Genomic DNA, 25,581 nt, shown 5'->3' on the forward strand with positions numbered 1-25,581 from the left:
ATCCACCTCCCTCTTGAATCTTACTAAAAAGCCGCTAATTTGTCACTCTACCTCTGGTAGAATCACGTAAAACCAAGGCATTGAGCACATAATTAGAGACTATTCAATCCGGGGCATATGTCAGATTGAATAGTCCCTAGTGATTTTCTAGCAGTTATTATTATCAACCAATGTCTATTACTTAAATCTCATGTCGAATGCAGGTGACATTTCTTCTATCTCACTTCGCTTTATTCCATAATGCTTAGCAAGTGTTTTCCAATTAGATTGCACAGCATCTTTTATTAAATTCAATTCTTCAGAAGCCCTTATTTCTGATATGCCATATAATTTCGCCGTAGAAAGTACTAATTCAAAATCAATCAGATTATTATCTTTATCAACATTCAGTGATAAGCTGTCTCCATATATATTGGGGTTCACATCGTATAGCGGAGATAATCTCCATCTGCCGTTTTCAAGAATAAAACCGTGATTCCGCAAATGATCATCCGTATTAGATACGGCCATATTGAATACTATCCTTTTCCACAGCTCAAGCAGATCCTCGTCCGGCTTGCCCCCATATGCCTTGATAATTGACGCCACATCTAGATAACCGTTCCCATCTGAAGCATTAGCACCATCGCTTTTGCCCAATAATGTCATCGCCGAAGCAAAATGGATCCTCTTAGCCCCACTTCTATCAAATCTTTTAATCAAAAATGTACTGCCTATTTTAGAGAAGTCTTCCACTTTTGCTTCCGGCACATTCAGTCCGCACAATGCAGCGAGATCATGTGTAACCATCTCCCACGCACCAACATTTATCTCATCATCTTTAGATGGAAACTTTGCTATCCACAGCGAACCATCCGGGGCTACAACAGATGCCTTTGGTCTTGCCCCACCCAATGACGAGCCAGGTGCAATAAGTTGCTTCAACCATTTTTCTTCCAAACCGTCTTCATTCTTTTCAAATGCAAGTGAAGCTGATTCCAATTTTCTAAGTGTTGTCCATGGAGGTGTTGCCAATTCTTTATCATTAGATAAAAAAGGCCCATCTTTTGAGACAGAAAAACGCAGCCCCCCCATCCTCGTCTCATCAAATACGCCAAGCAAATAATCTACTTCCGATAATGTTTTAGGTTTTCTTTCTTCTTTTTTGGCATTAATCGCCTCACGTCTTTTCATCAAAAGACGCCCCCATCTATCCGGACAAGAATCTTCGAAAACTCCAAAAAACAGCTTATTTATCGGTGGATATTGACGTCCACTAAACATCTTCAAATCAGGATCAAGAGAAACACTATTAGTTAAATCCGCAAGCCAGTTTATGTCATATTCAAAAGATACAATCTGTTTACCTTTGATGCCTTCCACATGCATAGTGCCAATAAAAGAAGGACTATCCGCTTTCCAATTTTCATATACGTATATCTCATTTATATTTACCATCTACGTTTTACCTCTTGCGTGCTCGCTTTGGGGCAACCAAGTTCAAATCCTGTAATCTTCTTCCATATTCATCATCTTTCGCGACCAATTCCAAGTCTTTATCCATACCACCTAAAGCATGTAAAACAGCTGCATAAGCTCCTATTGCGACCGTTGACGTTCCTTTTTCTACAGACCATAAAGTAGCCCTACTGATTCCTGCTCTTTCCGCAACCAGTTCTGCCGAAAGGTTACGTCGCAACCTGGCCAGCTTGATCTGTTCGCCCATGTTAGTTAGTATTTCTTGGGTGTCAGGTAATATAATCACAGCACTTTTACTCATAATCATCTCCTTATGTTTATTATACTAAACATATTATGCCTTTTTGTCAAACTTATACGACATAATCAAACAGGGACTATTCAATCCAAGTCTCATGTCAGATTGAATAGTCCCTAGTGCTTTTCTAGCAGTTATTATCATCAACTAATATCTTTTATGGCGATACTGTATATCTTGTTATCTTCTGAATAATAAATATATCCATCGGAATATGTAATGCAAAAAGATTCCTTAAACCAATATGTCTTATTCTCAGTATCTATGATCATAGCTCCGGTTTTTAATATTGCAAATATCAGATTATCATCAATAAGAGAAGCATATTTGATATTGGAAGAGGGGGAAATACCCGGTATAGTCCAACGTTCATATCTATCGCCGACTCTTTGATAATAATAGCCCGACTGATTCAGATCAAGACGTGCACCCTCTCTATCCACCAGATACCCTTCACCTGTATCCATAAGATAATCGCACAGAAAACCCGGCTGAAAATCCAATGCCGAAAATCCGCCTTTGCTAAGCGAATAGCCATATAATGCATGTTTTCCGATATATTTACCCTTATGTACTCCGAGGCGTTCTTCATTATCATACTTAGTGACATCAATAATTATATCTTTGTATGACGGAAAAATTGACAAAAAATCATACCCCGTTACCGATGAATCAGCATTAATGTGCAGAGGCTCGTCTATAATTTTCTTTTCTTTATGATTTTTAAAATCATAATAAGAAAGATGGTTAATCGTTGAAGAATCGTCTTTTTCAAATGTAAGAATAGACAATACATTTTCAGACGGTGCTATTACAGGATAATAATATGATGTTCCACTAGTTATTATCATCGATTCGTTGGTATCCAGATCTACCCCAATAATATCATATTGCAGATCATTAATTTCACTTGAATCTTCTATCATTACGAATGACATATAATTACCAACAACGACCGGATCAAAGAGAAAGCTCCAATTCTTAGGAGTATAAAGCGGCTCTATATCCCTGGTTTTTATATCCATTTTATAATATGAAGCGGATAATCCATCATCATTTTCAATATACTTAACTAATATGATATATTTATCAGTTGATGTAACTACTGAATATTCGCTGCTGTCTTCCGGCCCAAAATCCATAACAAGCTGTGGGTCTACAGACTTCTCATTTTCAGTCATAGTAAAGACGGCGCCATCAGCATCATGTGTGATCACATCAGTAGAAGTATCAAAATCAGAAGGCCTAAAACCACTATTCCTGTTATTATTATTAGAGCATCCAGCCCCAAGTAAAGTTAATGTTATTAGAAGTATTATTATTTGTTTTTTCATTTTATATACGCATGCCTGAAATGGTTACTATTCACCTTATAAACAATAGTTGCAGAATAATTGTTAGTGTCATTTAACAAAAAGAGAGCCAATGTTAATTATACGTATTGCATTACTTATTTTCAATGACTATATTTAGCATGTTGCAAAACCTAATAAAACTATATTTTTCACATCTCCTTGTACCACAAAAATACCCGAAAGCAATACTTCTGCTTTCGGGTATCGTCTTTGGTCATATTACAGGATCATCTACCTGCTACATCTGATCGGATCAGAGCTCGTTTGAGCTTGGCCTCTGCCAGCATGATCTCCTTATCGCTGAGGTGTTCCCTGTTCTTTAGTCGTTCCTCAGCTCTCTCCCTGGCAGAATGGGCACGGTCGGCATCGATGTCTTCCTTCCATTCCCAGGTAGTAGCTACCAGCCTGGTCTCACCTCCTATGACGGATATCATACCGCCCATGCAGGCCGCATAGCGGTCCTCACCCTCAGGTACTTCCAGCTTGGCTGTACCCATTCCCAGGGCTGAGCAGTAATTGGTGTGACCGGCCATGATGCAGACATCGCCGTCTATAGTCCTGACTATTATTCTTGTGGCCTGACCGTCAAATATACTGCCGTCAGGCGTTGCTATCTGTAAATGAAATGGTGTTGGCATATACATCCTTTCATGCAAAGAGCTTTTCTTTTAGCTGCGATAAAAGCGCGGTGCAGCTATCACTTCTTTGCCTTTTCGAATGCGTCATCAATAGTTCCGCAGAATAGGAATGCGGACTCAGGAAGCTCATCACATTCTCCGTCCAGTATCATCTTGAAGCCGCGGATGGTCTCCTTCAGCGGAACGTAGGTTCCGGCGATACCGGTAAACTGCTCAGCTACGTGGAATGACTGGGACAGGAATCTCTGCACCTTACGAGCTCTGCTAACTGTCAGCTTATCTTCATCACTGAGTTCGTCCATACCCATGATGGCGATGATATCCTGCAGCTCCTTGTATCTCTGGAGTACTTCCTGTACGCCACGGGCAGCCTCGTAATGATCCTTGCCCACAACCTCAGGACTGAGGATACGGCTGGTAGAATCCAGAGGATCCACTGCGGGATAAATACCTTGGGAAGCGATCTCACGGGAGAGAACCGTAGTAGCATCCAGGTGTGTAAATGTAGTGGCAGGAGCAGGGTCTGTCAGGTCATCCGCAGGCACATATACAGCCTGAACGGAAGTGATAGAGCCGTCCTTGGTAGAGGTGATCCTCTCCTGAAGTTCACCCATTTCAGTAGCCAGTGACGGCTGATAACCTACCGCAGAAGGCATACGGCCCAGAAGAGCCGAAACCTCAGAACCGGCCTGAGTGAAACGGAAGATATTATCAATGAAGAGGAGCACATCCTGCTTCTTTACATCACGGAAATACTCCGCAACTGTCAGTCCTGAGAGACCTACTCTCATACGAGCTCCCGGAGGCTGGTCCATCTGGCCGAATATCAATGCCGTCTTATTGATAACGCCGGACTCTGACATTTCACCATACAGGTCATTACCTTCACGGGTACGTTCACCAACGCCGGTGAATACTGAATATCCGCCATGCTCTGTTGCAATATTGTGGATCAGCTCCTGGATAAGTACCGTCTTGCCTACTCCGGCACCTCCAAAGAGACCTATCTTACCACCCTTGAGATAGGGGCAGATCAGATCTACTACCTTGATACCTGTCTCCAGGATCTCTTTGCCGGTCTGCTGCTCTTCATAGCTTGGTGCAGGTCTGTGGATCGGCCAGTAATCAGAAGCCGCTACAGGCTCCTTATTATCAACAGGTTCACCCAGCAGGTTGAGCACTCGTCCAAGGCACTCTTCACCTACAGGCATTTTAATAGATGTTCCGGTATCAACGGCAGGAGTTCCGCGCATCAGTCCGTCGGTAGAAGACATTGCAATGCAGCGAACCTTGTCGTCACCTATGTGCTGCGCCACTTCAACCACCAGACGTTTACCGTTCAGGTCGATCTCGATGGCGTTCATAAGATCCGGAAGCTGTCCGTCTTCAAATTTGATGTCCAGTACAGGACCCATTACCTGGATGACTGTACCTGTGTTTTTTGCTGCCATTTTACTCCTCTCCTCCTGCTGCGCCGCCTACGATTTCAGTGATCTCCTGAGTGATCGCAGCCTGACGAGCACGGTTGTAATACAGGCTAAGGGAATCGATCATATCCGAAGCGTTATTGGTTGCATTCTCCATGGCCATTCTGCGGGCGCCCTGCTCGGAAGCCGCACTCTCGCACATAGTTGAGAAAATGATACCGGCGATATACTCCGGTATGATCGCATTAAAGGTTTCTTCACTGCCGGGTTCGTAAGTGATGACCTCACGTCCGCCCTCTACCTCACCGGGTGTGAAGGGAAGGAGTCTGGTACACTGGGGAACCTGGGACAGGATTGATTTAAAATATGTACCGGCAACGCATATCTCGTCAAAGTCGCCATCAGCGAAGCCTTTGCAAACAATACGCGCCATTTCGAAGCAGTCGCTCACGGATATCTCACCCACGAGAGGAAAAGCATCGGATATTATCTCCCTGTTTCTTTTGCGGAAATATTCCATAGCCTTCTTGCCGACGGGAAGAAAGGCGCACTCCTTGCCTTTCGTCTCTGCTTCGATCATGCGGAACATGTTGCTGTTGTAGCCGCCTGCCAGTCCACGGTCACCTGCGAAAACGATATAGAGCGTCTTTTTGATATCTCTTTTTTTAAGATATACAGAGTCAAATTCCAAATTGGAATTTGCTATATCATTTAGGGTTGCGGCCAGGACCTCATGGTAGGGCCGGCTCTCTTCAACACGCTGCTGTGCCCTGCGCAGTCTCGAGGAGGCTACCAGTTTCATTGCTCTGGTTATCTGCATGGTGCTCTGCACTGATTTAATGCGGAGCTTGATGCTCTTCATCGATGCCATGACAGCAGATCCTCCTTTCGATCAGGCTTTAGTAAAGCGCCCTGTATATTCTTCAAGGGATGCCTTTAATGCAGTTTCAATCTCCTCGTTCCAGTCTCCTGTCTCAGAGATCTTCTTCATAACCAAAGCTCCTGCATCGTTGCTATCCAGGAATTCATAGAGGCCGTCTTCGTATTCTGCTACCTTATCCGTAGCAACATTCTTTAAGAAGTCGTTGTTAACGGCGTAGAGAATGGCCACCTGCTTCTCAACAGGAACAGGAGTACCCCTGTTCTGCTTGAGGACTTCCACAATCCTGGCACCCTTTTCCAGACGGGACCTGGTATCTTCATCCAGATCGGATCCAAACTGAGCAAAGGACTGCAGCTCACGGAACTGTGAATAGAGGAGCTTAAGGGTTCCTGCAACCTTCTTCATAGCCTTGATCTGAGCATTACCACCAACCCTGGATACAGAGATACCGGGGTTAACAGCAGGGCGGATACCCTCATGGAAAAGCTCTGTTTCCAGGAATATCTGTCCATCGGTAATGGAGATAACATTGGTAGGAATGTATGCAGAAACGTCACCTGCCTGAGTCTCGATAACGGGCAGAGCAGTCAGCGAACCGCCGCCGTTCTTGTCAGAGAGCTTAGCTGCTCTCTCCAGGAGTCTGGAGTGCAGGTAGAATACGTCACCGGGATATGCTTCACGTCCCGGGGGACGTCTGATCAGCAGTGACAACTGTCTGTAAGCAACTGCGTGCTTGGACAGGTCATCATAGATTATAAGGGCGTGCTTGCCCTGGTTCATATAATACTCACCAATGGTACAGCCCGCATAAGGAGCGATGTACTGCAGGGGAGCACTTTCAGATGCTGTAGCTGCTACTACTACGGTATACTCCATAGCACCGGCTGCTTCCAGCTCTGCCACCAGGCCTGCCACGGTGGAATTCTTCTGACCGATGGCTACATAGATGCAGATCACATCCTTGCCCTTCTGATTGATAATGGTATCGGTCGCTATAACGGTCTTACCGGTCTGACGGTCACCGATTATAAGCTCACGCTGTCCTCGTCCAATGGGGATCATGGAGTCGATAGCCTTGATACCGGTCTGCAGAGGCTCTTTAACAGGCTGACGATCAATGATACCGGGAGCAGTACGCTCGATGGGATCATATCTCTCAAACTGTATGTCGCCCTTGCCATCGATAGGCTGGCCCAGAGCATTGACTACTCTTCCCAGCATGCCATTACCTACGGGAACAGACACTACTCTGCCTGTTCTCTTTACTGTGTCACCTTCTTTGATTCCTACATCGGAACCCAGAAGTACGATAGATACGGAATTTTCCTCCAGATTCTGAGCCATGCCGTATGTGCCGTTGGAGAATTCCACCAGCTCACCGGCCATGCATTTTTCAAGACCACTGGCACGGGCGATACCGTCACCTACCAGAATAACGGTACCGGTCTCTGACTGCTCGATAGCAGCTGAATAATGCTTGATCTGGCTTTTGATTATCTGACTGATTTCTTCGGGTTTCAGTGCCATTATTTTTCACCTTTCGTGATTTCCGGATATTCCCGGAGGCTTATTCATTGGAGCGGTGCAGATTCTATGAGACTTCGGATAGCTTCCATTCTGGAAGCTGCTGTTCCGTCATATCTCTTGCCTTCCATATCCAGGCGGATACCGCCTATGAGGGCAGGATTGACGTAGCATATCATGTCGACCTTCTTGCCTGACATTTCTTCCAGTTTCTTTAAAAGTGCTGCCTTCTGACTGTCTGAGAGCTCTGCGGCGCTGGTCACTGTAGCTTCTGCTATACCGTGATCTTTGTTGTAGCGCCTTTTGTACTCTTTGACGCAGCCCCTAAATTCACCCAGGAGCCCTCTCTCACAGAGAAGCTTTAGAAAATTCAGAAGGTAAGGCCACAGCTGAGAAGCAAAAGCTTCATCCAAAAGTCCTATTCTCTCATCCTTATTGATGCTGGGCTCAGACAGGAGCCTTAGATAATCAGGATTGTCATTTAGTATCTTTTGCACATCTTCTAATTGAGAGAGGACCTCGTCCGCCTTATTTTCCTCAACGGCCAGGTCATAGAAACTGCCGCCATAATTTCTGGCTGTTTCAGTCATCATGTTGTAGTTTCTCCTACATCTCTGATAAATTCATCAACGAGATTATCATTGTCCTTACCGGTGATCTCTCGTCCAATAACCTTGGACGCGATCTCCATCGCCATGGATCCGATCTCATCTTTGGCATCTGAGACAGCCTTTCTCTTTTGCTGCTCGATGTCACGCTGTGCCTGCTCTTTGATGGCTGCTGCCTCCTGACGGGCATCGCTGACGATCTTCTCGGATTTCTTTGTGGCGCTTCCGGTTGCATCCTTTACAATTCGCTCAGCTTCCTCATTGGCCTTAGAAAGATTAGCCTCATATTCGGACTTCATGGACAGAGCTTCTTCTTTGGCCTTCTCAGCCTCTTTGATTGGCTCATCCACCATGTTCTGGCGCTTCTCCAGCACCTTCATGACCGGTTTATAGAGGAATTTCTTAAAAAGGATCACCTGTATACCCAGGTTGATAAGCTGTACGATAATAGTCTGCCAGTCCAATGAAACCAGTAATTGTGTACCTGTTTCCATGGTATTCTCCTTTAGTAATTAGCTATCATCCGATCCTGCCAAGGAAAAGACCGGGTGCCACGAAGATAAGAAGCAGACCGGTAACGAAACCGTAAATACCGGTTGTCTCTGAAAGGGCAACGCCAAGGATCAGTGTTGATCTGATATCACCCATAGCTTCAGGCTGACGTGCAACAGATGATACTGCTGCAGCTGCTGCGTTACCTTCACCAATACCAGGGCCGATACCTGCGATAAGTGCAAGTCCCGCTCCAATGCCGCATCCGGCCAGTGCAATACCCTGTGCTAATACTGTGAAATCCATAAAATGTTCCTCCTTAAAGGTGTGTTATTAAGTTCGCTTGCTGTAATCGTTTGTAGATGATCCCATCAATCTGTCTCAGAAGCCTGCTTGATAAAGATACAGGTCAGAGTACAGAAGATGAAGGGCTGTATCAGTCCGCTGAACCAGTCAAAGTAAAGCGAAGTGAAAGCGGGGATACCCAGCTGGAATATGGGCAGATGCTCTGCAAGAAAACTACCTGCTACAGGTATGAGTCCCAGCAGTGCCGCACTGGCCAGTCCCAGCGAGCCGTAGATCAGAGTTCCTATAACCATACCGGACAGGATATTGCCAAAATGTCGGCAGGCCATGGACACAGGAGTGGATATCTCACTGATGATATTCATAGGGAGCATTACTCCTATAGGCTCGAGATAGCCCTTGAGATAGCCTCCGAATCCGTTTGCCTTGATCTTGTGATAGGTTATGAGAATCAGGACCACTATGGCCCATCCCGCTTCGGTAGCCAGGTCCGCTGTGGGACTCCAGACTCCTCCGACGAGAGAGATCATGTTGCTGATGATAGCCGTTCCAAAGAGAGCTCCTATAAATGGGATATAGTGGTCAAAGGAATCGCCCATACTGCCCCGGACGAAATTATTGAGTGCTTCCACTATAGTCTCAGCTACTGCCTGTCTCTTGGATATTCCTGTGACCTGGAGATTACGGCCCAGAAAATAGCACAACAGCGACATTACGATCAGGACTACCCACCCCATGATCATGGTCATGGTAATGTGAATATCTCCGACCGGTGTGCCCTTCAGGATGGTGATATACCACGATCCGTGAAGATCAATATTCATTTATCAGGATTCACCTCCTTTTGCTCCGGCGCTCTGGCCCTGAGCTCCTGACTGCCGGGTCAGGCTAAGTTTGCCGGTTATTTGCAGTAGATAGATTGCTGCTTTGGGAAAAAGCAGCGGTATCAAGGCACTGATCGTATTGATAAAAGGTGCATATATAGCAAAGACAATCCAAACGCCCTGTGCCAACAGGCGCTTGCCATATCCAAGCTGCACCCCTTTACGAACCTGCGTCTCGCCGCTGGCAGCCATATCCAGCGACTTCTGAAGCGACATAGCCATCCATGCAAATACCAGCATGGCTACCAACGTGCCGCCTACAGCTCCTAACACAACCGTAAGGTCAAATTTAAATATCCGGGTCATGGATACTGCCGCCAGTGCTAATATCTCAACTACGCACAGTATCCCCGATCCTATATAGACCTCCTTGATAAAGGTCTTCAAATCATTGTCCAAATGTAATGACATATTCTGTCCCCCCTAATAGCTTATGTCGTAATAATGTAACCCCAGCCTTGTCACGTGATCATGGCTATGCCATGTTTTTTGTATTTACTTTTTGCAATAACTCTGATCATTTCATAGCGAAAACTCATCAACCCATTGCGGTTTCTGCGTTTTAAGCCATTCATTCATGCTTAGAGTAGGATACAGGCGCTCTTTTATCTTTATCGGTCTTTTCAAGCCCCTTCATTACTACACGTGTATAGAATTTCCAAAAAGTGATGAAACCAGCCCCAAGGCCAAAGAAAAAACCGGGTATATAGATCCAGCTGCCCACGCCATATCTGGTATTAAGAAAATAGCAGCCTGCAACGCAGAGTAGCACCGGCATCATCAGATCCAGCCCCAGCTGTCCCACATACATAATATAAGTCAAAGCTTTACCCCATTTATCCATTCCGGGTCCTCTTAAATCGTCGCATAAAAAAAGAAAAGAATCGCGCATTATCAGTAAATACTCTAAATATTCTATCATGTTTCATAATTATATTCAATAATCCGAAAACAATAGCAATTGCTTGCAAACAAGACCAGACACAAAAAAGAGCTGCTACACTGATCATCAAATCAGTGTAACAGCTCATAAAAAATGATTTTCTTAGGCCGTAGGGATGCACTTCTATGTGTTTATTCCTCAGTCTCTACAACCTTGATGTGAAGCTCTTCAAGCTGCTTGTCGGTTACGTAACCTGGAGCGCTCATCATTAGATCCTGAGCATTCTTGTTCATAGGGAAGGGAATGATCTCCCTGATGGAATCTTCGCCTGCCAGGAGCATGACCATTCTGTCAACACCGGGCGCGATGCCTGCGTGAGGCGGAGCACCGTAACAGAATGCATTGTACATAGCAGGGAACTTCTTCTTAACATCTTCTTCACCAAGGCGTACCATCTCAAATGCCTTGATCATGATCTCGGGATCATGATTTCTTACAGCACCGGATGAAAGCTCTACGCCGTTGCATACCAGGTCGTACTGGTCTGCCATGATAGAGAGTGGATTAACCTCGCCTCTCTCAGCTGCCAGCAGGATATCCAGGCCGCCGGATGGCATGGAGAAAGGATTATGGCAAAACTCAAGCTCGCCGGATTCTTCACCTATCTCGTACATAGGGAAATCTACGATCCAGCAGAATACATACTGCTCTTTGTCCATATGACCGGGCACTGCAGCGCCAAAGGTCTTGACGATCACACCGGAGGTCTTCTGAGCTGCGCCCTTCTCGCCTGCTGCGAGCACTACCAGAGTATCAGGCTTCAGACCCATCTTCTCTACTACCAGGTCCTTCTTGGGAGCTACAAACTTGGAGATGCCTCCAACGATCTCGCCCTTATCATCTACTCTGAACCAATATGCCTTGTTGCCGGACTGTACTTCTACATCAGCACAAGCCTTGTCTATGAACTTACGACTCTCATGGAAGTTATCAATGACAACTGCCTTTACCACGCCTTCAGCGAAAGGCGCGAAGAAGAGCGCATTATCATCGCCCTCAAGAGGAGCATCGTTGTGGAAGATATCTGTAACATCAGTGACTGTCAGATCGATACGAAGGTCAGGCTTATCTGTGCCGTACTTCTCCATAGCTTCCAGGTAAGGGATTCTCTTAAAAGGAGCACCTGATGCCCTGTCATATTTACCATATTTTGCAAAGATAGGAGGAAGTACATCTTCAAGTACTTCAAATACATCTTCCTGGCTGGCAAAAGCCATTTCCATATCCAGCTGATAGAACTCGCCCGGAGAGCGGTCTCCTCTTGCATCCTCATCTCTAAAGCAAGGTGCGATCTGGAAATAACGATCAATGCCGGATACCATCAGCAGCTGCTTGAACTGCTGGGGAGCCTGAGGCAGAGCATAGAACTTGCCGGGGTGCTTTCTTGCAGGTACCAGATAATCCCTTGCGCCTTCAGGAGATGATGCAGTCAGGATAGGAGTAGTGATCTCCATAAATCCGTGCTCAGTCATGGAGCTTCTCAGAGCTGATATTACCTGGCTTCTGAGAATGATATTATTCTTAACCTCAGGATTTCTCAGATCCAGGTATCTGTATTTGAGTCTGGCAGTCTCATCTGCTTCCCTGCTGTGATTGATCTCAAAGGGGAGCTCGTTGTAACGGCATCTGCCAAGGACGGTCACCTTCTCGGGAACCACTTCGATCTCACCTGTAGGGATCTTGGTATTCTTGGAGCTTCTCTCCCTGACTACGCCCTCAACAGAAATAGTAGATTCCTTGTTGATAGCCTTAAAGGTCTTCATCATATCGGCAGTCTCTACCACGATCTGGGTAGTGCCGTAGAAGTCACGAAGAACTATGAAGCCCAGCTCAGCACCTACTTCACGGAAGTTCTCCAACCAGCCTGATAATTTTACATTTTTGCCTGCGTCGCTGAGTCTGAGCTCACCGCAGGTATGTGTACGGGATTGCATATTGTACCTCCTGATCATCTATCAATTACTTACTATATAAAATTCAATAAAAGCGAGAAAAACGTCGCATAAGCACGCAATACCGATCATCTCGTTTTTTGCTAGTAAATAATAACAGAAACTAACCGGCTTTACAATATCATCCATAGCCATATACAGCAAATAAGGAATGGGATTCTCAAGTCCTGCCTATTTCATGCTTGGGAAGTGATTAACTATTTACCGGCAGCTTGAGAAGAGTTAGCTGATACCGTTCTGGGAACAATCTTGAACTTAAGTCTGTAACTGCCCATATATCTTTCCGAATAACCATCACTTGTCAGAATGATAGTGGCTGTTCCGATCTCGGTATTGTTCTCATATCCGACAACCTGATATTCGTTGGGATCCAGGATCGTTCCATTCTTATCTTTGACCACTATATTATCCTTCCTGGGATATATAGCGGAGCCTGTATATGTGTAATCCCTGATAGTAAAGCTACAGGATGAAAGCTGCTTGGGCGGGTTAAGTCCTCCTTTGTAAACAGTGTAAGCCAGGTCGGCATTAATAGTGGTAGAGCCATTAAAGTTACCTATTCCCTCTATACAGATCTTATATTTATCTGTTTGGGAAAGCTTATCCTTGGACGGATTTAATATCTTATCATCCTTCATATAGACGACTTTATAATCCTTACCGGAGCTAAGCTTAGTCCATTTGGAATCATATACTGTTACCTTGCTGACAAAGTTACCTGCCTTGTTCTTATATGCAGGAACTTCGTGAACAACATGGCCGGTTGAAATAGACTGGGTTTTAACAAGATATGTCGCCTTAAGCTTACCTTTATAATTGCCCTTTCCGCTTACCTGAACTGTTGCATATTGTCCTGCTTTATTATTGGCGCTGTATTTGACTGCAAAGTCACTTCCGCTCTTAAGTGTAACTGACTTACCGTTTATCGTGGCATCCACTGTCAGCTTAGAAGGCACAGCCCCTTTCTTGGCATAAAACACCTCGCTATCACAGCTGATACTGCCGTTTGCATTAAGATCACAGGCATCTATCTTAAACTTCTTACTGATGCTTCCCTGATATGCATTCACACCCTTAATGGTCACCCCGGCAGTTCCCTTATTGATGTTATTGCTGTAGCTGACCACATAGTCATAGTTTCTCCTGGCAGAGCTGCCAAGAGCGGCATAAGCATCCGCGTCTATTCCTCTGAGTATGCTTCCCGAGGATTTGTCTCTGACTGAAAGACCGCCGTCTCCAATGGCAAACCTTATCTCAGCCTTAATGTAACTTCTGTTTGTAATGCCTGATACAGCAGTCTTCTTGATGCTCTTACCCTTGATACTGTAGGTCCTGGTAACTGAGCCTGTGTATCCGCCCATTCCAGTGTAAGTTACGCTCACCTTACCAATGTCTGTGATATTATCACTGTATTTAACAGTATAATCTCTGCCTTCTATGAGCAGTCCTTCAGCGTCATGCCTCTTCTTATAGGCTGATGACTTATACAAAAGGACTCCATCCTGCCTGACGGGAGAACCTGTATAATCATAGCTCTTCTTAAAGCCGTCAATAGATGCCTTGGAAATAGGTGTTCCGCTTATCTTAAAGGTCAGTGTCTTAGTACCGGCATAACCGGAATTGTCCTTACCTGTAATAACGATAGTTGCAGTTCCCACTTCCTTATTGTGAGATATCTTAAAATACAGCTTGTCACTTACAAAGCTGCCGGAGCCTCCTGTAAGCAGGACAGTATAGCTGCCAATCACAGTGGAGCCGTCCTTAACAGTAAAGGCAGGATAAATATAAGCTCCGGTATATGAATAGGATTTCTTAAGACCTGACACAGAGAGCTTAGACACAAGCTTATCCGAGGTTATGATCTCATCCAGGCTGAATTCGCCTTTAAATCTGCCCATTCCCTGTACTTTGATCTTGTATTGACCTGCAGCCTTAAATGCAGAAGGATCATAGTCTAAAGCATTGACATTGCCAGCAGTATAAATGAGTTTATAATCCTTATTCACCTTAAGAGCCGTCTTCTTACCCTTGATCTTCATATAGATCTTAGGTGCTGCCTTCTGAACCTTGCCATTATAGGCAAGATACGTAGTCTCGAAGCTGGAACTGATGATGCCCGACGACTTAAGGGAAGCGATATCAGCCTGCAGGATATTAAAGTGCAGAACGGACTTGCCTCTGTAGATCCCCTTATAGCTTATGGTAATGGTAGCAGGTGTCCCGGCTGTGGATACATCAACATTATTAGTATACTTAACAGTATAGTCTCTTCCTTTAACCAGTTCGGTGCCATTATCCCTGATCGTCAGGCCCGGCATGGTGATAGCTGATCCTGTATATGGCGCATCAGTCACTCCGCTTATTACTATATTCTGAGTATAGCCTTCCTTTATCCTTCTATGGACCTTGCCGTAGATATTACAGCTCTCAAGGATACGATCCGTGCTCTTAATGGACTTTGTCAGTTTCTCATCATAATACCAGCCATCAAAATCATATTCGTCTCGCAGGGATTCCAAAGTCTTAAACTCGTTCTGAATAGGCTGATCGGCATTCTGAAAATATGTTTTATAATACGCCTTTGTAGCATCCGGATAAACCAGATAATATTTAATATCTATACGATTAACTTCCCACGAAGCATAGATGGTTTGATCCTGTGTTACCGACTCTATGAGGTCATTCCTTAGGAGACTTCCTCCGGGAGTCAGAGACCATCCCTTGAGGGTATATCCCTTTCTCACCTGAGCAGGTATAGTCAGATGCTGACCATGTGGAACATCTATAACTACCGGCGCAGAGCCGTCCCTCTTATCGAGGGTAACTTTATGACTTGTAAGCTGCCACTTACCATAGACGATTATGTCTTTGGTAACTGTATAAGCGGATGGAAGAGCTGACTTAAACTCTGCATCTTTATACCATCCCAGGAATTTGGCAAAGCCTTCTTTTTCATAAAAATCCACAATGGACCTGCCCATGCTCTGGACTGTATCTCCCTTGTTAGCACGAAAATGATAGTCCTGTATATAGTCGTATCTGGTATCCTTAAAGCTTACCTGGGGCACATATATCACCCAGCGGGCGTAGAGGGCCATATCCTGATAGACGGGATAATAGAAATCATAGTAGCCGCCGTTTTTATCCTTGTTCTTATACCATCCGTTAAACCTGTATCCATCATAATCCTCAGATACTTCATATTTAGGCGCTTTATCTTCTGTTAATACTTCTCCATCTTCGACAGATACGACAACCGGCTTGTCACCATTCTCAGGATAGAAGACCACTCTGTGTCCTGAATATGTCTTACCTGCATACAGAGTCATCCCATTCTTAACGGGATTATCAAAGTTCCACTTATTGCCTTCGTACTGAATAGTTTTGTCAAAATACCAGCCTCCGATAGAATCTCCATCGGAAAGAGATCTGGCAGGATCCATCAGCTTGCCACCCTGGGCTACCTTCTGACTGTCTACCACTGTCTTGCCGTCAAGGCCTATGAATCTGACTGTGGCGGATTCACCAACAGGTATAAATTCAACAATCTTACTGTCATATATCAGGCTGTCAATTCCCTTAAACCAGCTCTCTTTATCAAAAGGATAATATATCGTAAGCTTATTCTTAATCTCTGCAAAGGTGCGTGGGCTAAGACTCGGAAAATCGCCCTTAAAGGTTATCTTCTTAAGAGACGTAGCATTATCAAAGGCATGCTCATCTACCTTGGATATCTTATCACCCAGTACAAGGGAACTTATCCCTGTAGATGCAAGCAGACTTTTGCGTACCTGTGTCAGAGACGCAGGATAGACGAGTTCTCCTGTCAGAGCGCCCGCGTTGGTAAAAGGATTCTCTCCAATGTATTCCATACCGGCAGGCAGCTTAAGCGAAGAGCCGGTAGGCGTTATATCTTTGATAGCATAATCTCCCAGATACTTAAGGCTATCAGGGAATTCAAAGCTTGCCTTGCAATAATGAGAAGCTGTTCCTGATAATGCTAGTCCATAGCTGCCTATGTACTCTATTTTGCTCAGGTCAATCGTAACATCTCTGGGCGAAGCACCTCTGAATGCATAATCACCGATTTTCTTAAGTCCCTTAGGAAAGTTCATAACAGAACCTGTCATAAAATAAGAATACATAAATGCACCCTCATCTATGATCTCTACGCTATCCGGCATGGTGACATAATTAAAGGCCAGTCTGGAAAAAGCGTATTTACCTATCGCAGTCAGCTTAGCCGGTAAAGCAAGAGGCGAAGAACTGCTGCCAAGGGCCTCCGTGCTGATATTATAAAATGCATAGTCTCCGATTCTGGTGATCCTGTTATCAATAGTCAGACCGGAAACTCTGCCTGCATAGATGTACCAATCGGGCAGATTGCTTGAAGAATAATCATACATAGCACCCTGTCCGGTGAAGATCAGCCGCTTCCTGGCTGAATCATATGACCAGGTAATATTAGCTCCTGCCTTACTGCTTATCTTATATCCCTTAGGCCTCCAGGTAACTTCTCTGAAATACTCTGCAGCCCCATTTCTGGCAGACTGTGAGAAGCTGCTGTTATTGCTGTCATAGTAGGCAATGACCGTATTGTCACCAAAAGCATTCTCTTCCATCTGAGGCAAATTGCCTTCAAAGGTAAGTGTACTTATGTACTGAAGGTGATAGAAACCATTCCTGGCAATCTTCTTGACGCCCTTGGGAATAACAAAATCCTGATAAGTAGCCAGGAACTCAAAAGCACTCTCTCCAATGGTAGTAATGGTATCTGACCAGGTTATCTTGTGAACATTGGCTCTGTCAAAAGAATGATTGCCAATGGTAACTGTACCCTTATTAAAAACAACCTCGCTCAGGTTTCCTCTTGTATCAAAAAAAGCATAATCAGGTATGGAAACAAGACTTCCCGGGATCACCATTCTGCTTTCATTGGGGAATGTAAAATAATAAAAGGCGTGCGTGCCCATAGAAGACAGCTTTGAAGGAAGACTAAACTCCATTCGGTTGGTCTTAAGTCCTGCAAAAGCAGCCTTGCCTATATATGTGATGTCATCGGAAATCTTAACGTCGGTAATGTCCTTTTGGTATTTAAACCAGGGAGCATCGGTAGAAACAGTTCCCCCGCCAACTGTTATATTATAATCATCCATGGCTCCGCTACCGGAGATGGTCAGAACGTGGCTGCTCTTATCATAGGACCAGGAGGCCTTCTGGCCGCAAGCACCGGAATGATCTGTTTCGCTGACAGCCATAAGGGCCGCGTCAGTGTCCGCATCTTCCATCCCTCTTACAGCGTCAAACTCTGCCTCATCAGCAGATATCTTTGAAGGGATGGCGTCACCTTCTTCCGAATCTGCTTCAGGAAGTTTTTCTTCATCAGGATCAGCGATATCAGGTTCAGTGATATCTTCGCCCCCTCTTTCCTCCCCGCCTTCGGGATCGGTCATATCCCCGGAATCTTCGGAATCGTCCTTATCCTGATCACCATCCTGATTGGAAGGCTGACCTCCCTCTCCTTCGATCACTTCCTGATCTGACGGCTGATGATCTTCATCAGGGCTGTCGCTCACGGGTGTGTCTTCATCTATATCCTCACCTTCAAGCACATCTCCCTGCAGATCCGGGCAGTCACTCCATGCTGCCATATCACTCTCTATGACAGTCTCATAAGGACTATAACCTGCTGCATAAACCTGTGATGGACACAATGCATCCAAAAAAAGCACAGCGCTGAAAAGACCCGGCGCCATGCGTTTCAAAATCTTTTTCATACCTTTCCTCTTCCCTCTTTTTAGATATTACCCCTTAATGCTGAGCATTTTAGCGAAATTTTCAATGTGGTTTTTCACACAATTACCTAAAGACTATAGCATAAGAGCTTGCAAAAAGAAACTAAAACTAACAGAAGAGTTTTCACAGACATATAAAAAGATAATATGCACTCAGTAATCACCGGGTACATATTACCTTTGATTTAGCAGATTTTCCCCTTCATGACTTGAGGGCTTCTTTATCCTTGTTAAGTGATATATCAGCCGCTTATTCTATAACTCAACAACCTTATTTGCATATTCCCGAGGCAAGTCATCATGTGAAATAATAACTACCATCTTACCTCTATTATCACTTAATATTTGCTCTAACAATTGTCTTCCGCTTCTCTTGTCTAAATTACTTGTTATTTCATCGAGGATCAACAAATCGGAATTGTCAATCAAAAGTCTTGCAGCACCAATTCTCTGCTTTTCTCCGCCTGATAAATTTGCACCCTTATCCATGATAAGTGTATTCATTGTTTTGTTTGATAATATAGGGCCTAGTATATTACTGTTTAGCAACTTTTCTTCCCTTATAGCGTTATAAGCATGATTAAGGAATATATTATCACGCAGAGTCCCATTTATTATAGGAATATTCTGAGACAGATAACTAATATGTTGTCTAAGACTTTCATTTGAATATTGTGATATAGGAATGTTGTTGATTTTTATTCCATCATTTACGCGAAACTTTACCAGATCCTTTACCAATGTACTCTTTCCTTTTCCGCTATCTCCGCGTATCCATATAACATCCCCCGGCTGTATCGAGATGTTAATATTTTCCGAAAGAATACGATTCGCTATACGTAGTATCGGAATATCCACTTCAACAGATTCTACAGAATCCATTTTTTCTGTTCCAGTATCTTCTTTAGCAGCGTCCAATTCCATCTCAAATTTGCTAGATACAAGATAGTTTTGTTTACTCAGATTTGCATCTGCTATAGCATTAACACTTCTAAAGTATGTTGGAAATACTATAGAAATAAGGATCATCTGCATTATAGCTGAATCGGTATGCAGATAATTAATAACAACTACACACAATATGGCTGTTTGAATAATGCCATTAAATGATTGAATAGCCTGAGACATACCCTGTGCAAAAGTATTGATGTCAGCCATAGCTTTATACATACGATCAATAGAAGGCTGCATCTGTTTAATAATAATATCATGATTTCCACACTGTTTTACATAATCTGTAGAATCTACATAGGATACTATTTCCTGAAAACCCTGAGCTGATTCACGTTGCAATATTTCTGAACGTTTCCGTAATTCACTGTTCAGGAATCGATAGCCTAAATAATTAACCGGTACAACAGCTGCCATCATAATAGCTACCGGGATACTATTGCAAGCCATAATTACAAGGAGCACGGTTACAATCAAGGCATTTCCCCATATCGCAATATAACTACCTGTCATAAATCCATATATATTATTAACTGCCTCTTGAATCAGTTCTATTAAATTAGTCATTCCATTCTTTTGAATGTAATCATAATTGGTATCAAATAGTTTTCTAAGCAGTTTTTTAAAATTGTTAACATTGTACTGCCTGGCATATCTCTCACGCAGATATGTAATTGTTAGCTGAAGAACAGCAGACGCCAAGAGAATCAATAATAGTATTGTAAGTTTTCCAACTGAAACATTTTCCCCCAAATTAATCCAATGATTGATCAACACCGGGCATATGAGAGCAGTAACAGATGAAACCAATAAGAGAAAAAGTGTTGCAAGAAAAAATATTTTATACTCTTTATTATTCATTACCGTCACCTCAAGTAATAATCTCATCAAATAACTTCTCAATTCCAAGTCTGTCATATCTTTCAAAATAATTATCCATTTATTTCCTCATGGCTATAATATTATGGTCAAAACGCGTCTGATTAGTGAACCTGAAAAAGCGGGCAAGCATATCTATCAGGCCATCCTCTCCCATGGAAGACTCATAGCATTTATTGATCAGCTGAAGCAAAAGCGTCGTTTCTGCACTTATGATATATGCCGTTTCTGAAGCTCTGACCTCTCCTTCCAGATAAGGGAGCTGCCTGTAGAAGACTTCATTTATCATCATCTTAGATAGATAGAAATCAAAGTCCGGCATGACACCAAGGACATCTTCAAGGCCGTGCCCCTTTTCCATATTATCTAAAGTTGCCAGACAAATGTCTGTCAGATCTTCATAAACATCTGACATTAATTCCACGAATTTTTCTAATATCTCAGGCGTAAAAGAAGGAGCATTAAAGCGCTGGGAAATAATAGATATTTTTTCTGACAAAGATATATCCCTTCTGCCCAGGCATTCAAAGATCTCGCCCTGAATACGACTGAAGTAGTCTGTATCAATGTTTTCATCCGTATCTTCCCTGACATCCAGATCAAATGTCAGTTCTCTGCTTGTATATTCATAGTTTCTGTCGTCACACAAGAGGTAAATAGTCTCTTCACAGCCCAGGGACATGGCTGCCCTTGGTCCCACTATGAATCTAGGGCTCCTGGGGAAATACCTGCATACCAGGCTAAGAGCATCCTCGCCCCTTTCTCTCTGGAGCATGCAATAGCCATCAGGCATCAGCAGCCTGCAATCGCCGTGATAATCATGAGCGATACAGGCATACCTATAGGGATCAGGGTCAGGCAGAATTTTCAGGGCCAGGTCCAGCTTATCTCTCAGCTCCGGCGAAGTCTCCATACCCATCATTCGAAAGTATTCATCCCTGCTGATATTGATATCCAGCCCCACACAACAAGTATGCCTGCAGTCTCCGCACCTGCAGGCAAATTCATCATAGTAATATGGAACTGTAAACACTTCATTGATCTTCATTAAAGCTTCTATTCTCCGTTTATTCTCTTGACCACATATAGGCATATGCCTGTGTCCTGGCTGCAAAAGGATATTTCTTTAGAAGTTCTCTCACTTCCTCTTTGGTATACCAGCCGGGGACTATCTCTTCAACGTTTGAAGTGCTCTTTTTGAACTCTCCACGTGCAGTTCCTACCACGCACACATTTACTTCATTAGAAAACCCAACTGCGCTGTAGGATCTGCCAATCCTGTCATCTATGGATACCAGCTCCAGACCGGTCTCTTCCCTGAGCTCCCTGGCTGCTGCCTCTTCGGGAGTCTCACCGGGATCTATGAGGCCTGCGGGAAAATTATATATCCAGCTATCCACTGCCAGCCTGTATTCCCTGTCAATGAGGAGCCTCTCATGGGCCTCATCTTCCATGATGAGCACCACTGCATCAGGAGTGTTGTTATGAAGCTCGTCAGCGGTCGTCAGATCGGGATTTCTGCTTATGATCTCATAGGTCTTGGCCTCGTGGTCCTCAGTTTCATAATGCAGGTCGTAACGGGTAATGAAATGTCCTGCCTCTTTTTTCTCTATAGACTGTAATTTCATATGATCCTTCCTCTTATGTAATACAAATATCAGCAAGCTCTCTTACAATGTCCCATATACAATCTGCTTAAGCGCTCTGATCAGGCCCTCGTCAGCGCCGCCGTCCTGCTGCTGCATGTAGATGATCACCAGATCTTCGGTAGGATCTACCAGGAAGTAGGTGCCAGCTTCACCGCTGCATTCATAGGCTCCCACAGAAGCAGATGAAGATGCTGCTGCAGGATCCAGCAGGATGTTAAAATAGCTGCCAAAGCCGTAACCAGCCTTGCCATACCTCTCAAGCAGCTCGCTCCCCAGCTGATTGCCTGTCATAAAGGCGTGAGTCCTGCGGCCTATTAGCTCTTTGCCATGAAAAGCGCCTCTGTTTAGGAGCATCTGGCAGAAATGAGCATAATCCTCCATTGTGGAATAAAGGCCTATCCCTCCGGATTCGTACCAGGGAGGGCTGACAGGATCCTCCATGCCGTAGCGCTCAAGGGTTCTGGTATCGGCCCTGGTCACCTTGCCTCCATTACCGGGCTTTCCCATCATCACAGCCTGTCTGTAGGCCTGATCTCCTCTGATGTAGAAGCCTGTATCTGTCATATTGAGGTTTGCAAAGATCTCATCTCCCATAAACTGCGACAGACTCTGACCTGTGATAGCCTCAATGACCGCTCCCAGAACATCAGCTGACAGGCCATAGTGTACATCTGTTCCCGGATCAAACATCAGAAAGCTTTCAGCAAACTTACTGACCACATCTATATCGTTTTTGAGTATACCGGATCTCTTCTGGATGCGGACTTCCCTGTGGCACCTGGTCATGGACTGGCCGGCTTCACCATAATCTCCCGGCAGCACTATGCCGGATGTCATATTGAGGAGGTTTCTGATCAGTATGGGACTGGCAACCGGGCGCACGCCCTCAGGACTGGCCACCTTGCAATCTGCAAACGCAGGCAAAAAGTCAGCAACAGGTGCAAGCAGGTCCAGTTCGCCCCTTTCATAGAGTATCATGGCTGCCAGGGCAGTAACGGGCTTGGTCATGGACATGAGGCGGTAGATACTGTCTTTTCTGTCCATGGCAAAATTATTCTCATATACCCTTCGGCCGTTATGCTCCACTATGATGGATGCCCATGCTGCTGCACCCAGTCTCTTCTCCATGAGAGAATCTATTCTGGATAGTTTACGGATGTTCATGCTGATCCTTCCTTTTACATCATTCTAGCCAATAGCACGAATACTTAAACATATACACGATAGTGGCGCCAAAAGACTTATCACTTCCGGCGCCATTTTATCACTTATTCTTTATTTCTGCTTTTTCTTTTTGCCGCCCTTTGACTTGGATTTCTTTGGCTTTTTGGGCTCTTCCTCTGTCTGGGATGCAGGCTCTTCTTCGTCCTCTACCGCTTCATCAATGGCATTTATATCAAAGAGTACCGGATGGTCTTCTCTGAAGCTGCTATCCACCTTATCCTCTTCCTCAAGATCACTCTTTTTCATTTTAGGAAGACGATATTTATTTTCAAAATAGTATACAGCCTGTTCGAAGGCCTGATTCTTTTCCGCACGTACCATTTCCAGATATTCGTGGGTATCAAAGCCGTCCTCGGCCACCTGGATCAGGGCTACCGCGATATTGGAGCAGTGATCTGCGATACGCTCATAATCCGTACCGATATCTGAAAGGTCAAAGCCCAAATCTATAGTACACTTGCCCTTACGCAGCCTTCTGATATGGCGGCGCTTCACTTCCATATGGATGCCGTCTATGACCTCTTCCAACGGTTCAACAGACTTAGCCAGCTTGGTATCATTATTTTCAAATGCTGTAAAAGTGGTACCTACAATCTCAGATACGGCTCTTCCAAAGATATCTATCTCTTCCTGAGCCTTGGCTGAGAACTGCCTGTTATTCTCATGCATGCGGCGGACTACCTGCACAATGTTGAGCGCGTGGTCTGAAATACGCTCAATATCACTTATAGAATGCAGGAGTATGGACAACACCTGATTGTCCTTGTTGGCCAGATGATGGGTGTTGACCTTCATCAGGTAGGTATCCAGCTGATCTTCGTAGCGGTCTACCTCTTTTTCCATATGCTCTACTTCCTGAGCCTTCTCTTCGTCAAAGGCCTTGATCAGCTCTATAGCCTGGAAAAGAGCTCTCACAGTGATATCCTTCATGGCTACTGTAGCAAGTCTTGCCTGCTCCAGAGCGAAGGGAGGATTGGCCAGGAATCTGTCGTCCAGAGTGGTGATGCCTGCATTCTCCTCCATCTCCTGCTGCTCCCTCTCGTCAATGGGGATGGTCTTAAGGGCCATAGCCACAAAGAGTCCCGAGAAAGGAACCATGAGAGGTGAAGCCACCAGGTTGACCAGGGTATGTATGATAGCAGGTCCTGCATAGGATGCCATATTATCAAGGAATGCGAAATGTACAAAAGCGTTGATGGCATAGAAGCCTACCATGAAGGTACCGGCCTTTAAGAGGTTGAAGTAGAGGTGCATCAGAGCCGCTCTCTTACCGTTCTTACCGGCTCCCACAGATGATAGGATGGCTGTGATACAGGTACCAACCTCAGCACCCATTACTACAGGTATCACCATGCCGTAGGTCATCATGCCCTTGCCGGCAAAGGCCTGCACGATACCGATAGTACCTGCAGATGACTGGATGATCATAGTAAAAGCCACGCCCACTACAAAGCCGATGATAGGATTGGAAAAGCTCCTGAGGAAATTAACAAAGCCCTGATTCTCCTTAAGCGGCGCTACAGCTTCACTCATCATGCTCATTCCGAACATCAGGACTGCAAAGCCCACCATGACCGTACCTATATTCTTCTTTTTCTCCGATTTGGAAAACATAAAGAGAGCCACACCAGCCAGTGCCAGGAAAGGCGTGAATGATGCGGGCTTTAAGAGATTGGTAAAAAAGTTACCACCCTCAATGCCATTTAGTGACAGGATCCAGGCTGTAACTGTGGTACCAAGATTGGCACCCAGGATCACGTTAACAGACTGGGCCAGACGCATGATGCCTGAATTAACAAGGCCGACTACCATGACTGTAGATGCAGAAGAGGACTGAACTACCGCGGTGATCGCTATGCCAAAAAAATAGGCCAGCCAGCGATTACTGGTGACTTTGGCAAGTGTACTCTCGAGTCTGCCGCCTGCAGCCTTGGTCAGGCCCCCGCTCATAACGTTCATTCCATAAAGGAACAAAGCCAGGCCGCCCACTACACCTGCGATCAGTTCAAACAATTCTGTTGTATTCATTTTCGTTTTTTCTCCATGCTGTATTCATCAGCATAATAACCAAAAATCATTATTGCTTCACCATAATAATATCCGAAGCAATTGTAAAAAGCAACATCATTGCTATCTGTATTGTTATTTAATATACCAAAAAAATAAAAATTTTTACTTTACGCAGAGGGCTTTTATTCCGAGATATAAAGAGTATGATATGACGTAAGAGTCATAATTCATTACGATCTGAGCCCACTCAAGATCGGATATGAATTAATGACCCACCAAACATGAGCAAGTAGCACAGGGAGGAT

General features: G+C 44.5%; 20 protein-coding genes. All 20 read right to left on the reverse strand.

Translation table 11 applies throughout. The annotated features are described in order from the left end of the window. Nucleotides 1-177 precede the first annotated feature (177 nt). Nucleotides 178-1,437, reverse strand: coding sequence for a type II toxin-antitoxin system HipA family toxin (locus G636_RS0101090; RefSeq protein ID WP_026506506.1), 1,260 nt, complete (start codon nt 1,435-1,437; stop codon nt 178-180). A gap of 7 nt (nt 1,438-1,444) precedes the next feature. Then, nucleotides 1,445-1,759, reverse strand: coding sequence for a helix-turn-helix domain-containing protein (locus G636_RS0101095; RefSeq protein WP_026506507.1), 315 nt, complete (start codon nt 1,757-1,759; stop codon nt 1,445-1,447). A 140-nt stretch (nt 1,760-1,899) separates the two neighbouring features. Further along, on the reverse strand, nt 1,900-3,090 hold the full coding sequence (locus G636_RS0101100) for a hypothetical protein (RefSeq protein WP_155832283.1): 1,191 nt from the start codon (nt 3,088-3,090) through the stop codon (nt 1,900-1,902). 248 nt (nt 3,091-3,338) lie between these two features. Continuing rightward, the gene (atpC, locus tag G636_RS0101105; protein ID WP_026506509.1) at nt 3,339-3,749 is read right to left on the reverse strand and encodes an ATP synthase F1 subunit epsilon; all 411 of its coding nucleotides are present in this window, start codon (nt 3,747-3,749) and stop codon (nt 3,339-3,341) included. A gap of 59 nt (nt 3,750-3,808) precedes the next feature. Beyond that, nucleotides 3,809-5,200 carry a F0F1 ATP synthase subunit beta gene (atpD, locus tag G636_RS0101110; protein ID WP_026506510.1) on the reverse strand — a complete coding sequence of 464 codons (1,392 nt, stop codon included), beginning with the start codon at nt 5,198-5,200 and terminating at the stop codon, nt 3,809-3,811. Nucleotide 5,201: 1 nt separating this feature from the next. Then, a complete protein-coding gene (gene atpG, locus G636_RS0101115; protein WP_026506511.1) occupies nt 5,202-6,047 on the reverse strand; it encodes an ATP synthase F1 subunit gamma in 846 nt (281 codons plus the stop codon). A gap of 21 nt (nt 6,048-6,068) precedes the next feature. After that, the gene (atpA, locus tag G636_RS0101120) at nt 6,069-7,586 is read right to left on the reverse strand and encodes a F0F1 ATP synthase subunit alpha (protein WP_026506512.1); all 1,518 of its coding nucleotides are present in this window, start codon (nt 7,584-7,586) and stop codon (nt 6,069-6,071) included. Between the two features lie 44 nt (nt 7,587-7,630). Then, the gene (atpH, locus tag G636_RS0101125; protein ID WP_330363874.1) at nt 7,631-8,176 is read right to left on the reverse strand and encodes an ATP synthase F1 subunit delta; all 546 of its coding nucleotides are present in this window, start codon (nt 8,174-8,176) and stop codon (nt 7,631-7,633) included. Then, nucleotides 8,173-8,685 (reverse strand): F0F1 ATP synthase subunit B, encoded by a 513-nt coding sequence (gene atpF / locus G636_RS0101130; protein ID WP_026506514.1) that lies wholly within the window; start codon nt 8,683-8,685, stop codon nt 8,173-8,175. Before atpF ends, atpH begins: the two co-directional genes overlap by 4 nt. Nucleotides 8,686-8,710: 25 nt before the next feature. Continuing rightward, nucleotides 8,711-8,989: an ATP synthase F0 subunit C gene (gene atpE, locus G636_RS0101135; RefSeq protein WP_026506515.1), complete on the reverse strand. Its 279-nt coding sequence runs from the start codon at nt 8,987-8,989 to the stop codon at nt 8,711-8,713. Between the two features lie 65 nt (nt 8,990-9,054). Then, nucleotides 9,055-9,813, reverse strand: a complete 759-nt coding sequence (locus G636_RS0101140; protein WP_026506516.1) for a F0F1 ATP synthase subunit A — start codon at nt 9,811-9,813, stop codon at nt 9,055-9,057. Nucleotides 9,814-9,816: 3 nt separating this feature from the next. Then, on the reverse strand, nt 9,817-10,284 hold the full coding sequence (locus tag G636_RS16770) for an ATP synthase subunit I (RefSeq protein ID WP_051226373.1): 468 nt from the start codon (nt 10,282-10,284) through the stop codon (nt 9,817-9,819). A 160-nt stretch (nt 10,285-10,444) separates the two neighbouring features. Then, a complete protein-coding gene (locus tag G636_RS0101150; protein ID WP_026506517.1) occupies nt 10,445-10,717 on the reverse strand; it encodes an AtpZ/AtpI family protein in 273 nt (90 codons plus the stop codon). Nucleotides 10,718-10,947: 230 nt separating this feature from the next. Next, nucleotides 10,948-12,750, reverse strand: a complete 1,803-nt coding sequence (aspS, locus tag G636_RS0101155) for an aspartate--tRNA ligase (protein ID WP_051226374.1) — start codon at nt 12,748-12,750, stop codon at nt 10,948-10,950. 215 nt (nt 12,751-12,965) lie between these two features. Then, nucleotides 12,966-18,545, reverse strand: a complete 5,580-nt coding sequence (locus G636_RS0101160) for a leucine-rich repeat protein (protein ID WP_026506519.1) — start codon at nt 18,543-18,545, stop codon at nt 12,966-12,968. 273 nt (nt 18,546-18,818) lie between these two features. Further along, on the reverse strand, nt 18,819-20,375 hold the full coding sequence (locus G636_RS0101165; protein ID WP_035778376.1) for an ATP-binding cassette domain-containing protein: 1,557 nt from the start codon (nt 20,373-20,375) through the stop codon (nt 18,819-18,821). 79 nt (nt 20,376-20,454) lie between these two features. After that, nucleotides 20,455-21,441: a flagellin lysine-N-methylase gene (gene fliB, locus G636_RS0101170; protein WP_026506521.1), complete on the reverse strand. Its 987-nt coding sequence runs from the start codon at nt 21,439-21,441 to the stop codon at nt 20,455-20,457. 19 nt (nt 21,442-21,460) lie between these two features. Continuing rightward, nucleotides 21,461-22,021, reverse strand: a complete 561-nt coding sequence (locus tag G636_RS0101175; protein WP_026506522.1) for an NUDIX hydrolase — start codon at nt 22,019-22,021, stop codon at nt 21,461-21,463. A 42-nt stretch (nt 22,022-22,063) separates the two neighbouring features. After that, nucleotides 22,064-23,206: a serine hydrolase domain-containing protein gene (locus G636_RS0101180; protein WP_026506523.1), complete on the reverse strand. Its 1,143-nt coding sequence runs from the start codon at nt 23,204-23,206 to the stop codon at nt 22,064-22,066. 111 nt (nt 23,207-23,317) lie between these two features. Continuing rightward, nucleotides 23,318-25,294 (reverse strand): Na/Pi cotransporter family protein, encoded by a 1,977-nt coding sequence (locus tag G636_RS16775; RefSeq protein WP_081668207.1) that lies wholly within the window; start codon nt 25,292-25,294, stop codon nt 23,318-23,320. Between the last annotated feature and the right edge of the window lie 287 nt (nt 25,295-25,581).

The organism is Butyrivibrio sp. MC2013 (assembly GCF_000424585.1).
Classification (GTDB): domain Bacteria; phylum Bacillota; class Clostridia; order Lachnospirales; family Lachnospiraceae; genus Butyrivibrio.